The sequence below is a fragment of the Curtobacterium sp. LFS079 genome (genome assembly GCF_047977865.1).
Classification (GTDB): Bacteria; Actinomycetota; Actinomycetes; order Actinomycetales; family Micrococcaceae; genus Arthrobacter.
In genome coordinates, this window is sequence record NZ_JBFPFO010000001.1 from 228,642 (window position 1) to 241,146 (window position 12,505).

Below are 12,505 nucleotides of genomic sequence, written 5' to 3' on the forward strand. Positions count from 1 at the left end.
TTCAGGTATGAGTGAAACAGCACAGACCCCGCGTGTCGCCGTCGTCACCGGAGCCGGTTCCGGCATCGGGCGTGCGGTCGCCCGGCTCATGCTTGCCGAAGGCTGGTCGGTGGCCCTGGCGGGCCGGCGGGACGCTCCCCTCAAGGAGACCGCTGCCGGCCATCCCCAGGCGCTCGTGGTGCCCTGCGACGTGACACTGCCCGACGGCGTCGCGCATCTTTTCGAGGAGACCCGCCGGCGCTGGGGGAGGGTGGACGTCCTCTTCAACAACGCCGGCATCTTCGGCCCCTCGGGCAGCGTGGACGAAATGGACCTGGCCGGATGGGAAAGCACCCTGGCCATCAACGTCACCGGGGCGATGCTTTGCGCCGCGGAGGCGGTCCGCACCATGAAGGCACAGGAACCGCAGGGCGGCCGCATCATCAACAACGGCTCCATTTCCGCGCATTCGCCCAGGCCGCTCTCGGTGGCCTACACAGTGAGCAAGCACGCCATCAGCGGGCTGACAAAGAGCATCGATCTGGATGGGCGCCCGTACGGGATCAGCTGCGGCCAGATCGACATCGGCAACACCCGTACCGAGATCATGGACACGATCGGCGTCGGCTCCGGTGCGCTGCAGGCCGACGGCAGCCGCCGCGTGGAACCCATGTTCCCGGTGGAGGACGCCGCCCGCGCGGTGCTCCTCATGGCCGGGATGCCGGCCTCGGCCAATGTCGGCTCGCTGCTGGTGACCGCTTCGGGGATGCCGTTCATCGGGCGAGGCTGAGCCGTTCGGCCGGTCGCGGGCGCCTGTGAAATTTCGCATTGTGGAATTGCAGTTCCCCCTTGCGGAATTAGTGTGAGGCGGATTACATTTGATCCCACCCCGAATCCTGGGGCCGTTCCCAACGGATTGGACCAGATCAATGAAGATCCCAGTCGCTGCCGCCGCCCAGGCGAGCCAGGCCCTGCAAAGCGTCAGGCGGTTGTTCAGGCCGCGTTTTCTCCGAATCCTCGGCACCGCCGTCGCAGGTGTTTCGGCCTTCCTTTTCATGGCTGTTGCCGGGGCGCCTTTCCTGGCGTCCGGTGAAGGCTTGCTCCGCTTGGCCATGCCGGCCTTCGCCGCGATGGCTTTCGCTCTGACTGCCCTGCGGCGGTCGGCCGCCGGCAGGGCCAGGGCTGTCCCCGAGATCCAGGCCGTCGGAAGTGCTGTGGGCCGCGGGCGCCCCGGAGCAAACTGATGCCCCGAAGGAGCGGCATGGGCGCGGGTGAGATCCTGCGGATCGGCATGGTCGTCCCGACGTCGAATACCTGCGTGGAGCCGGTGACCTACCGGCTTCTCGGCCAGGTTCCCGGCGTCTCGGTGCATTTTGCGCGGGTGGATATCGCGGATCCGGGCTTCAGTTCGCGACTCGGCGGCGAAGGGATGGCGACGGCGGCGCGCCAGCTGGCAGACGCCGGGGTCGACGCTGTCGTGTGGAACGCCAGCAGCGGTTCCTGGCTCGGAGTCCAGCGCGACCGGGAGATCTGCGACAACCTTTCCCGGATCTCCGGGGTGCCGTCAACGAGTACCACCCTTTCGCTGCTGGAAGCCTGCCGGGCCTACGGGGTCGCCAAGCTTGGCCTGGCCACGCCGTACACCGCCGAGGTGAATGCGCGGATCGCGGCGGAGTATGCCGCCTGCGGCGTCTACGTGGTTGCCGAATCACACCTTGGCATCGAAGAGAACCGGGCCTTCGCCCGGATCCCCGGGGCCACCCTGGCCGAAGGGGTCCGGAAGGTCGCAGGAAAGGCGGACGCCGCCACAATCCTCTGCACCAACGCTGACGGCGCATCCGTCGTCGAGGGCCTGGAGGAGGAGCTGGGAATCCCCGTCTTCGACAGCATCGCGGCCACGTTGTGGGGCGCGCTCCGCCTGCTCGGAGACGTGCCCGTGGAGGGCTTCGGTTGCCTTCTCCGCGACGGCGCGCCCGTTGCGCTGAGGTAGCCGGGCGTTGATGTAGCAGGGCTCGAAAACTGAAGCGGTGCCTGCAACACCCCCGGGAATCCCGGGGGTGTTTGTCGTGCCCGGAGTCAGGGTTGGGGGCTGTGGTTCGTCGGTACGCAGCCCTGGCGCCCGGATTTTTTGGGATACCAAAACTTTCATAAAATGGAAATTAATTTCCCCCTTGCGGAATTGTGTGAGGCTCGTTACATTGAAATCAGCCCCGAAATTGGGGATGTCCCGAATGATTGGTTCAGATCAATGAAGATCCCAGACTCCGCGGCGCTGAAGGCGAGTTCGGCCCCGCAGAAGAAGAAGCCACTGTACAAGTCGCTCTTCTTCCAAATTCTGATCGCCGTCGTCGCAGGTGTGCTGATAGGCCATTTCTGGCCGAACATCGGCTCCACCCTCCGGCCCTTGGGCGATGGATTCATTCAACTCATCAAGATGATCATCGCTCCGCTGATCTTCCTCGTGATCGTCACGGGTATCTCCGCGGTCGGCGACGTCAAGGCGGTCGGAAGGGTCGGGGTCAAAGCCCTCCTCTACTTCACGGCAGCGACCCTTTTCGCCCTGGTATTCGGCCTGATTGTCGGCAACATCGTCCAGCCCGGTGCGGGCCTGCACATCGACCCGGCCACGTTGTCCCAGGATGCCGTGGACGCCAAGACCGGCCACGCGGTCCCGAAGGATGCGGCCAGCTTCCTGCTCGATGTCATCCCCACCAGCGTGATCGGCGCCTTTGCCAACAACAGCCTGCTCCAGGTGCTGTTCTTCTCAGTATTCTTCGGCGCGGCCATCGTGGTGATCGGGCGCCAGCGCTGCATGCCGGTCATCAGCCTCATGGAGACCGTCCTTGAACTGATCTTCAAGATCATGTCCTGGATCATGAAGGTGGCCCCGATCGGCGCCTTCGGCGCCATGGCGTTCATCATCGGCCAGTACGGACTGGACACGCTGGGCACCTACGCCCTGCTGATCGCCGCCTGCTACGGGGCCGCGATCATCTTCATCGGCCTGCTGTTCGTCGTGGCCTGGACCTTCGCCCGGGTTCCCCTGTGGCAGTTCCTGAAATACACCCGCGAGGAATTCCTCCTCGCCCTGGGCACCGCATCCACGGAAGCCGTGATGCCGCGCATCATGACCAAGCTGACCAACGCGGGGTGCTCCCGGGCCACCACCGGCCTGGTGGTCCCCACCGGCTACTCCTTCAACCTCGACGGCGCCGCGATCTACCTGTCCATCTCGCTGCTGTTCCTGGCCCAGGCCTTCGGCCACCACCTCGATCTCGGCCAGCAGCTGGCTGCACTCGGCGTGCTGCTCCTGACTTCCAAGGGCATGGCCGGCGTTCCGGGCTCCTCGTTCCTGGCCCTGTCCGCCACGGCGGCCGCACTCGGCATCTTCCCGGTGGCCGGCGTCGCACTCCTCCTGGGCGCCGACCGCCTCATGGACTCCATGCGCGTGGTGGTCAACCTCATGGGCAACTGCGTGGCGACGTTCATCGTGGCCAAGTGGGAAGGCCAGTTCGACCGCAGCGTCATGGTCCGCGCCTTCCGCGGTGAAATCACCAACGAGGACTCCGCCATCATGCTGGGCAAGGAAGAAGTCTTCGAGAAGCAGGAACTCGAACGCCTCAGCGAAGGCCAGCAGCCCTCCCCGAAGTTCCGCGGCGGCCCGGCCTCCGGCGACATTCCGCGCTTTGAGATGAGCCGGCCGGGCCAGCGCGAGGAATCGCCGATTTCACCCGACTGATCGTCCTCGCTCTGATGCAAGAAAGGCGGCGGTTCCGGCTTACCGGAACCGCCGCCTTTTTTTGCATTCCGGCTAGAACGGCAGCAGCTCCGAGAGATCGGCGCGCAGCCCTGAAGCGGCGACCCGGCCGGCGTCGACGGCGTCCGGCCAGGCCAGCCGGCCGCTTACCAGGGCAAGCCAGGTGGCGGCGTCGCACTCGATCACGTTCGGCGGCGTGCCGCGGGTGTGGCGGGGCCCCTCGACGCACTGCGCGACGCCGAACGGCGGCACGCGGACCTCCACCGAGTTGCCGGGGGCACGGGCGGTGAGCTCTTCGAGGGTGTAGCGGACGGCCGCCGCGAGTGTGTTGCGCGGCAGGGGGGCATCCCCTTCGCCGCGGCTTTGCCATGCCGCCAGGGCGGCGCGGCCTTCCTCGAGCGGTACCCGACGGCGGGCAACGGCCATGGTCGAAGCCTTTCCTGTCATTTGCGGTGTGTTCAATTTGCGGTGTATTCAGTCCAGCAGGGACAGCAGCGCCTTGCCGAGGCGGATGCGGCCCACCGGATGTCCGCCGCCCAGCACCGGGTCCACCACCTTCTCCAGCACGCTGGAGACCTCCGGAACGTCGACGGCGCCGCTCACCGCCAGCAGCGTCAGGCCCACCAAGCTGGTGGCGCGCAGGTTGCCGTCCAGCATCTTGACGGCCGCGGTGGCGCCGGTTGGTGTGGCGAGCACGAGGACGCCTTCGGCGCCGATCTTGGCAAGGATGCCCAGGTCGTCCATGATCACGGTGTTGGCCTCGCCCCGGCCCTGGACCGCCCAGGGGTAATCCAGCATGGAGGTGGCAATGGTCGCCGCGCGGGCGTTCGAGTTCGGATCCCGCGGCGCCTTTGCCAGCCGCGAGTAGGCGCGGGCCAGTCCGGTCAGGGACAGCGCCGCCACGGGAGCGCCGCAGCCGTCGATGCCCAAGTGCGCAATGGATTCCCCGCTGTATTCCTCGATCACCGCGCGGACCCTTTGCTGCAAAGGGTGGTTCGGCTCAAGGTAGCTGCGGGTATCCCAGCCGTTCTCCGTGCAGGCCCAGAGGAATGCCGCGTGCTTGCCCGAGCAGTTGAATGCCAGCTTGGATTTGCCCCGCTCGGAGCGGACCAGCCAGTTCCGGGCGGTTTCGTCCTGGGGCCACGCCGCCGGGCACTGCAGCTGTTCTTCGCGGACGCCTGCGGCCTTGAGCATGCCCTCCACCACGTCCATGTGGTCCAAGGACCCTGTGTGGCTGGCGCAGGCCAGGGCCACCTGGGCGCCGCGCAGCGGAACGCCGGACTGCATGGAAGCCAGCGCCTGGAACGGCTTGAGGGTGGAACGGGCATAGATGGGGGTGGTGATGTCGCCCAGTTCCTCCACCACGCTGCCGTCTCCGGCCAGGACCACGGCCGAGCCGATGTGCCGCGATTCAATGAAGCCGCTGCGTTCGATGACGGCCAGCTCGACGGCGGACTCGGCCGCGAAGGTTTCCTGCGGAGACGTGGGCATGAGCTAAGCCTAGTCCGCGAGGGCCCCGAACTGAGCGCAGCGAAGTTTGGGAGCGGACTGGGCGCTGGGGCCCGCCCGGGGCCGCTCGGCGGAGGGCGCGGACCGCCGTCGGGAATCTCCTGTAGACAAGCTGTATACAACTAGTCTACAGTTTCTATACAGCTTCCGGTGAGACACATCACGGAAGCGGTCGAGACGTCCGGCAGCCTGGATCCGCGCGGGTGCGCACCGAGCGAAGATCCCGGCGAACCGCCAACAATGTTCCGTTCAATTCGAGCTGTTCCGTTCACATCGAGGACTTCCCTAATGAGCAATGTGTTTGAAAAGGACCGGGTGGTGCGCAAGCACACTTCGCTCCCTGCCGTGGCTGCGTCCAGCCTCGCCGGCACCGCCGTGGAGTGGTACGACTTCTTCCTCTACGGCACCGCAGCCGCACTGGTCTTCAACAAGCTGTTCTTCCCCGTCGCCGATCCTTTTGTCGGCACCATGCTTGCCCTCGGCACCTTCGCCGCGGGCTTCATCGCACGTCCCCTCGGCGCGATCGTCCTTGGCCATCTCGGCGACAAGCACGGCCGCAAGTCCACCCTGGTGGCCAGCCTCCTCCTGATGGGCGCCGCCACGGCCCTCATCGCCCTGATCCCGCCGTACGCTTCAATCGGCGTTGCTGCACCCCTGATCCTGCTGCTCCTGCGGCTCGTGCAGGGCTTTGCCCTCGGCGGCGAATGGGGCGGCGCCGTGCTCCTGGTCTCGGAGTACAGCGATGACAGCACCAAGCGCGCCTTCTGGGCTTCCTGGCCGAACGTCGGCCCACCGCTGGGCAACCTTATGGCGGCCGGCGTCCTGGCAGTGCTTTCGGCGACGATGCCGCAGGCGGAATTCCTTGCCTGGGGCTGGCGGATCGCCTTCGGCCTGTCGGCCCTGCTGGTGATCATCGGCCTGGTCCTGCGGCTCTACGTCCAGGAAACCCCGCTGTTCCAGGCCTCCCAGGCCAATGCCGACGTCGAGCACGCCAAGAGCGCCAAGCTGCCGCTGGCGGAACTCTTCCGCGGCAACTGGCGCGAGATCCTCATCGCCACCGGCAGCCGCATGGGTGAAAACGCCGGCTTCTACATCTACTCCCTGTTCCTGATCACCTACGTCACGGACATCCTCAAGATCGACAGGCAGACCGGCCTCACCGCCGTCATGATCGGCCAGGGCGTGGCAGTGGTGGCGATTCCGCTGCTGGCAATCTTCGCGGACAGGATCGGCCGCAAGCCCATGATGATCGCCGCGTCCGCGGCAACCGTGGTGTGGGGCTTCGCCTTCTTCGCCCTGCTGGACACCCGGCAGCCCCTGGCCATCATCCTGGCGGCCGTCGGCGGGCTCTTGATCTTCGCCGCGTACAGCTCGGTGATCGGTGCCTTCTTCTCCGAACTGTTCCCCACGAAGGTCCGCTACAGCGGCACCTCGGTGGCCTACAACGTGGCCTCCCTGATCGCGGGTTCGCTCTCGCCGATCATCGCCCTGGCCCTCTACAAGGCATTCGGCACCGGGCAGGCAATCGCCCTCTACCTCGTGGGCATGGGCCTGATCTCCATCCTGTCCGTCTCCTTTGCCAAGGAGACCAAGGACATCAAGCTCAGCGATCTTGACCCGCCGGGCGGAAACCCCACGTCCGGGCAGGAGACCGACCCCACGTCCGCCCAGAAGGTGGCACAGTCATGATGTAAGCACTGTCCGTGGCGGCCAACCGCCGCCACGGACGGCCACCAGTCCAGTTTGAGGCATTCAGAATCGAGGAACACGTGAGCATCTTCCAGAAGCCGGCTCCCACGGCACCGGAAACCGCCTACCTTTGGCTGCGCAAGGAGATCTCCTCCCTGCCCTGGGACCAGGAAGCCTTCCTCAGCGAGAATGCCATTGCCGAAGCCGCCGGAGTCTCCAGGACCCCGGTGCGTGAAGCCCTCCTCCGGCTTGAGGGGGCCGGGCTGCTGCGCAGGGTCCCGCACAAGGGCGCCTACGTTCCGGCCCTGACCGCGCAGGACATCGAAAGCATGATGGAGGTCCGCCAGGTCATCGAGGACTGGGCGGTCCGCAAGGTCACCGCCAACGGGTACCTCGGACCGGAACTCGAACAACTCCTGCACACCCAGGAGGAAAGCCTCGCGGATCCGGTGGCTTTCATCGAGTGGGATATCAGCTTCCACAAGCAGATCGTGCACGCAGCCGGGAACCCCGCCCTGGAGGAGCTCTACGATTCCCAGCGCTTCAAGCAGCAGCGCATGGGCGTCAAAGCCGTCCAGGATAGCCACGGCCGCAGCGACCACGTGGTGGAGGAACATCGTGCGATCGTCGAGGCGATCCGCAGCCAGGATTCGCAGCGGGCCTCCGCCGCGGTCCGGAACCACCTGGACTCCACCCTCACCGTCCTCAAAGCAATACCCACACGCATTCAACGCTGAACCCGTCAGGGAACAGCCCCGAGAAACCAGGAGCACCACATGGACATCGCTCTCGTCCAGTTGTCCAGCCCGGACAACGAGACGCAGGCCCAACGCATCGAGCGGGCGGAGGCCCTGCTGCGCGAACAGCGCGGCGCGGACCTGATCGTCCTGCCCGAGCTGTGGAGCGCCGGCTACTTCCACTTCAACCAGTACCCGGAGCTTTCCGAAACGGTTGACGGGCCCACCGTGGCAATGTGCGCCGCCGTGGCCAGGGAGCTGCAGAGCTACGTCCACGTCGGCAGCATCGTCGAACGCGCCGCCGGGGCCGGGAAGAACGGCACGGCGGACGCACCGGTACTCCGCAACACCTCCGTGCTGGTGGACCCGCAGGGCAACGTGGCCCACAAGTACTCCAAGCTCCACGTCTTCGGCTACAAATCCCTCGAAGCCGAACTGCTCACCCCCGGCGACTCCCTTCCCGTGGCCGGCACTCCGTTCGGCCAGATCGCCGGCACCACCTGCTACGACCTGCGCTTCCCGGGCCTGTGGTCCGAGCTGAGCGTCCGGGGTGCAGAAATCGTGGTGGTTCCCGCCGCCTGGCCGGCCGCCCGCCGGGAGCATTGGCGCCTGCTGACCTCCGCACGCGCCATCGAACACCAGGTTTTCGTGCTCGCCTGCAACGCCGCAGGCGTCCAGGAAGGCGTCGAACTCGGCGGCACCAGCCGCATAGTCGACCCCGCCGGCCGCCTCATCGCCGAGGCCGGCGGCGGTGAGGAAGTGCTCCGCGCGAGCATCGACCCCGCCGCGGTGCGGGCCGTCCGCAGCGAATTCCCGGTCATCGCCGACCGCCTCCCGGACTACTCGGGCCTGGCCCACTGACTTTGAACTACTGAGCAGCACGAAGCAAACAGGAAAGACCCACCCATGAAGACAAACACCGAAACGCTGGCGTTCGACGTCGCGGGCACTGGTGAGACGATCGAGCTCACCGACTTCACCGCCGTCGTCGCCGGATACACCGGCCGCGACGCCGCCGCCGTCCAGCACCACATCGACGAACTCGCCGCCATCGGCGTGGCACCGCCGCCCGCCGTACCCATGTTCTATCCCGTGGAAAGCGTCACGGTCAGCCCGGCGGGGGCGCTGGACATCGCGGGGGAGAAGACCTCCGGCGAGATCGAGCCGCTCTACATCCGGCAAGGCGGCCGCTACTACCTCGGCATCGCCTCGGACCACACGGACCGGCATGTCGAAACCTTCGACATCGGCGATTCGAAGCGGGCCTGCCCCAAACCGGTGGCCGGCACTGTCGTCGCGATCCCCGAACTCGAAAGCCTCTCGCTGGACGAGTGCCGCGCCCGCAGCTGGGTGGACGGCCGCCTGTACCAGGACGGCACGCTGGACGGACTCCGCACGCCGGCCAACGTCGTCGGGCTGCTCCTGGAGCGCACCGACATCGGCGACGGCGACTTCGTCTGCCTCGGCGGAACCCTGCCGGTGATCGGCGGCGAGTTCATCTACGGGCGCGAATGGCGCATCGAACTGACCTTCCCCAATGGAAACACCCTCGACCACACGTACATCATCACGAAAGGACAGCAGTCATGAGGACCGGAGACGAGTACATCAAGACGCTCAACGACGGGCGCACGGTATTGATTGACGGCGCGGTTGTCGACAACGTCGCCGAACACCCCGCATTCCGCAACGTGGCCCGCACCATCGCCGAGCTCTTCGACATCGCCGCGGACCCGACCAACGGCATGCAGTACCACAGCGAGGAAATCGGTGGCACGGCCAACCGGGTCTTCAGCATCCCGCGCAGCGCCGAGGAACTGAAGCTCCGCCGCCTGGCCGTGGAGCGCTGGGCCAAGCACACCCACGGCTGGGTGGGCCGCAGCCCCGACCACGTGGGCACCTTCTTCGCCGCCTTCGGCGCGCACCCGGAGGTCTTCGCCAGCGAGGAACGCGACTACGCCGGCAACCTCACCCGCTACTACGAGCGCATCCTGCGGGAGGACCTGTACGTCTCCTACGCGATCATCCCGCCGCAGTATTCGCGGGCGACGACGGCGTCCGGCTGGGAGGGCGACAACATCCAGGTGGGCGTGGTCGGGGAGACCGAAGAGGGCCTGATCGTGCGCGGTTCGCAGATGCTCGCGACCGGCGGCGCGATCGCCGACGAAGTGTTCGTCACCTGCATCAAGCCGCTGGGCCCGGACGATGTGGACTTCGCCATCAGCTTCGCGCTGCCGGCAGCCACCAAGGGCCTGAAGTTCCTCTGCCGCCGCCCCTACGCAACGAGCACCACGAGCGAGTTCGACTACCCGCTCACCAGCCGCTACGACGAATCCGATGCCCTGGTGATCTTCGACGACGTGCTGGTGCCGTGGGACCGCGTGTTCATCAACCGGAACATCGACACCCTGCGCCGCCAGTTCTTCGACACCGGCGCCCATGCCCTGGGCAACTGGCAGGCGCAGACCCGCCTGACGGTGAAGCTGCAGTTCATCGCCGCCGTCGCCCGCAAGATCGCCGCCGTCAACGGAACGGACCGGATCCCCGGCGTCCAGGAGAAGCTCGGCGAGCTCGCCGCCCTGGTCTCCTCTGTCGAGTCTGCCCTTCTCGCCGCCGAGTACAGCGCCGAAGCCGACGATTCCGGCATGCTGGTTCCGGGCAAGCGTGCCCTTTACGGCATCATGGGCCTGCAGTCCGAGACCTACCCGCGCGTCATCCAGATCCTCCGCGACCTGGCCGGCGGCGGCGTGCTCCAGCTGCCCTCCGGCGTGGCGGACATGAAGAGCGAGGTGACCGCGGCCGACGTCGAGAAGTACGTTGCGTCCCCGAACGTCAGCAGCGAGGAACGCATCAAGCTCTTCCGCCTGGCCTGGGACATCATCGGCACCGAGTTCGGCGGCCGCCACCAGCAGTACGAGCTGTTCTACGCCGGCGCACCGTTCGTGGTGAAGGGTGCCTACACCTACCGCAACTACGGCTACGAAAAGCACGTCGCCGAGCTGGACGAGTTCCTCGCCGGCTACGACGTGGACGGCCGCAAGGAGGAGAACTAGCCATGGCAAAGCCGGAGTTCGAATTCACCCCCACTTCCTCGGTGGAGTTCACCCCGTGCAATCCGCACATCGAGGGTCTCTCCGAGGCCATCCTGGCGCGGGATGACTCCAACGATTCCGTCACCCGGATCCTGAAGTTCGAGCCGGGCACGGACACTTCGCCCAACGGCGCCCTGACCCACGATTTCTGGGAAGAGGTCTTCATCTTCGAGGGCTCCTTCGTGGACCAGCGCCTGGGCAGGACCTTCAAGGCCGGCGACTGGGCCACCCGTCCGCCGGGCATGGAACACGGACCGTGGATCTCCGAGAACGGAGCCAGGATGTTCGAAGTGCGCTACTACCAGGATGGAAAGAACTGACATGGTTACTCCAGCAGTCTTCGCCGAGCCCGACGGGCTGGCCATGCGCCGGACCATGGGCCGCTTCCTCACCGGCGTGGCCGTGGTGACCACTGAGCACGACGGCGAGCAGTACGGCATGACCATCAACTCGCTCACGTCCATCAGCCTGGACCCGCCGATCCTGATGATCTCGCTGAACTTCAACACACGCACCGGCGACGCCGTGCTGGCCAGCGGAAAGTTCGCCATCTCGATCCTCGGCGCCAAGCAGGAAGCTGTGGCCCGGCAGTTCGCCACCCGCGGCGGAGCCCGCTTCGAAGCCGGGTCCTTCGACACCACGGAGGGCGGCCTCTCGGTGGTGGCCGGGGCACTGTCGCAGGCCGAGTGCAAAGTGGTCCACCAGTACGACGTCGGCGACCACCAGGTGTTCTTCGGCCAGGTTGTCTCCTGCCGCGACCGGGACGGCGAAGGCCTGGCCTTCAACGCCGGCAAGTTCGGCTCGTTCCGCGACTTCAACCACGACGCGATGCCCTGGACGTTCTAGGGCCTCGGACGCAGCTCAGGCCGCCGCCCTTCCGATTTCTGGAAGGGCGGCGGCCTGTCGCTTTTAACCTGATGGTGTTAACTCCCGACGGCGGACTGCCGCCTCAAGCTGCCCGCGTGCGCGCCACGAAGCGGAAGCGGTCCCCGCAGAAGCGGCCGACGGTCCACTCGACCACCTTGCCGGCGTCGTCGAATCCCGTGCGGTCGATCCGCAGGAGCGGCGAGCCCATCTCGACCTTGAGGAGCCTGGCCTCCTCGGGGCCCGCAAGGTAGGTCTCGACGCCGTCCTCCACTTCAGTGATCCGGATCCCGAAGTCTTCGCGCAGGGTGGCGTAGAGCGAGCCGCGCTCGCGCAGCCGCTCGTCGAAACCCTCCAGCTTGCCCGGGATGCACGCGGTTTCCAGGCCGAGCGGCTCGCCGTTGCCAAGGCGCACGCGCTGCACCCGCACGAATGGTTCCCCGGGCCCCAGCTGCATGTGCTCGGCCTCAACCGCATGGCTTCCGTCAACATGGAGCTGCTCGATGTCCAGGATTTCCGACGACGGGGTGTAGCCGATCGCTTGCGCGTCCTCGGTGAATGACGTCAGCTGCCGCACGTGCGTGATCTTGGGCCCGCCCGTGTAAGTGCCCGAGCCCTGGGTGCGCGTGAGCTTGCCTTCGGCCACGAGTTCGCCGATGGCCTTGCGGACGGTGGTGCGGGAGGTGCCGAAGTCCAGCGCGAGGGTGCGTTCCGTGGGGATGAGGGAGCCCGGAGGCAGGTCCGCGATCATCTCCAGGATCTGCATTTTGTAGACGTAGTACTTCGGCAGTTCGCTCACCGTCCGATCTTAACTCTTGACGGGCAGATTGGTCTATGCCAATCTAATTCAAGTTGGTCTACACCAATTCAGCCCCCTG

General features: G+C 66.4%; 14 protein-coding genes. 11 read left to right on the top strand and 3 right to left on the bottom strand.

Annotation, left to right across the window (positions count from 1 at the left end; all coding sequences use genetic code 11):
- Nucleotides 1-7 precede the first annotated feature (7 nt).
- The 4 genes from ACNQPB_RS01075 (at nt 8) to ACNQPB_RS01090 (ending at nt 3,718) form a co-directional block, all read left to right on the top strand.
- Nucleotides 8-769, top strand: a complete 762-nt coding sequence (locus ACNQPB_RS01075; RefSeq protein ID WP_498748380.1) for an SDR family oxidoreductase — start codon at nt 8-10, stop codon at nt 767-769.
- 139 nt (nt 770-908) lie between these two features.
- Nucleotides 909-1,223 carry a hypothetical protein gene (locus ACNQPB_RS01080; RefSeq protein WP_498748382.1) on the top strand — a complete coding sequence of 105 codons (315 nt, stop codon included), beginning with the start codon at nt 909-911 and terminating at the stop codon, nt 1,221-1,223.
- A 17-nt stretch (nt 1,224-1,240) separates the two neighbouring features.
- Complete coding sequence (locus ACNQPB_RS01085; RefSeq protein ID WP_498748384.1) at nt 1,241-1,969, top strand: maleate cis-trans isomerase family protein; 729 nt, start codon at nt 1,241-1,243, stop codon at nt 1,967-1,969.
- Between the two features lie 258 nt (nt 1,970-2,227).
- Nucleotides 2,228-3,718, top strand: coding sequence for a cation:dicarboxylate symporter family transporter (locus tag ACNQPB_RS01090; RefSeq protein ID WP_498748386.1), 1,491 nt, complete (start codon nt 2,228-2,230; stop codon nt 3,716-3,718).
- 72 nt (nt 3,719-3,790) lie between these two features.
- Here the strand turns inward: ACNQPB_RS01090 and ACNQPB_RS01095 are convergent, their stop codons facing one another.
- Both ACNQPB_RS01095 and ACNQPB_RS01100 read right to left on the bottom strand, forming a co-directional pair.
- Nucleotides 3,791-4,162: a sterol carrier family protein gene (locus tag ACNQPB_RS01095; RefSeq protein WP_498749057.1), complete on the bottom strand. Its 372-nt coding sequence runs from the start codon at nt 4,160-4,162 to the stop codon at nt 3,791-3,793.
- Between the two features lie 48 nt (nt 4,163-4,210).
- Complete coding sequence (locus ACNQPB_RS01100; RefSeq protein WP_498748388.1) at nt 4,211-5,227, bottom strand: asparaginase; 1,017 nt, start codon at nt 5,225-5,227, stop codon at nt 4,211-4,213.
- Between the two features lie 306 nt (nt 5,228-5,533).
- Here ACNQPB_RS01100 and ACNQPB_RS01105 point away from each other — a divergent pair, with 306 nt between their 5' ends.
- The 7 genes from ACNQPB_RS01105 (at nt 5,534) to ACNQPB_RS01135 (ending at nt 11,609) form a co-directional block, all read left to right on the top strand.
- Nucleotides 5,534-6,934, top strand: a complete 1,401-nt coding sequence (locus tag ACNQPB_RS01105; protein ID WP_498748390.1) for an MFS transporter — start codon at nt 5,534-5,536, stop codon at nt 6,932-6,934.
- Nucleotides 6,935-7,014: 80 nt separating this feature from the next.
- Nucleotides 7,015-7,671, top strand: coding sequence for a GntR family transcriptional regulator (locus ACNQPB_RS01110; RefSeq protein ID WP_498748392.1), 657 nt, complete (start codon nt 7,015-7,017; stop codon nt 7,669-7,671).
- Nucleotides 7,672-7,710: 39 nt separating this feature from the next.
- On the top strand, nt 7,711-8,532 hold the full coding sequence (locus ACNQPB_RS01115) for a carbon-nitrogen family hydrolase (protein WP_498748394.1): 822 nt from the start codon (nt 7,711-7,713) through the stop codon (nt 8,530-8,532).
- Nucleotides 8,533-8,577: 45 nt separating this feature from the next.
- Entirely contained in the window at nt 8,578-9,261 is a 684-nt protein-coding gene (locus tag ACNQPB_RS01120; RefSeq protein WP_498748396.1) for a DUF2848 family protein, read from the top strand.
- Nucleotides 9,258-10,724: a 4-hydroxyphenylacetate 3-hydroxylase family protein gene (locus tag ACNQPB_RS01125; RefSeq protein WP_498748397.1), complete on the top strand. Its 1,467-nt coding sequence runs from the start codon at nt 9,258-9,260 to the stop codon at nt 10,722-10,724. The genes ACNQPB_RS01120 and ACNQPB_RS01125 overlap by 4 nt, the downstream gene beginning before the upstream one ends.
- Nucleotides 10,725-10,726: 2 nt before the next feature.
- Entirely contained in the window at nt 10,727-11,083 is a 357-nt protein-coding gene (locus ACNQPB_RS01130; RefSeq protein WP_498748399.1) for a cupin domain-containing protein, read from the top strand.
- 1 nt (nt 11,084) lies between these two features.
- Nucleotides 11,085-11,609, top strand: a complete 525-nt coding sequence (locus ACNQPB_RS01135; RefSeq protein WP_498748400.1) for a flavin reductase family protein — start codon at nt 11,085-11,087, stop codon at nt 11,607-11,609.
- Nucleotides 11,610-11,712: 103 nt separating this feature from the next.
- Here the strand turns inward: ACNQPB_RS01135 and ACNQPB_RS01140 are convergent, their stop codons facing one another.
- Nucleotides 11,713-12,426, bottom strand: a complete 714-nt coding sequence (locus tag ACNQPB_RS01140) for a GntR family transcriptional regulator (RefSeq protein ID WP_498748401.1) — start codon at nt 12,424-12,426, stop codon at nt 11,713-11,715.
- Nucleotides 12,427-12,505: the final 79 nt, after the last annotated feature.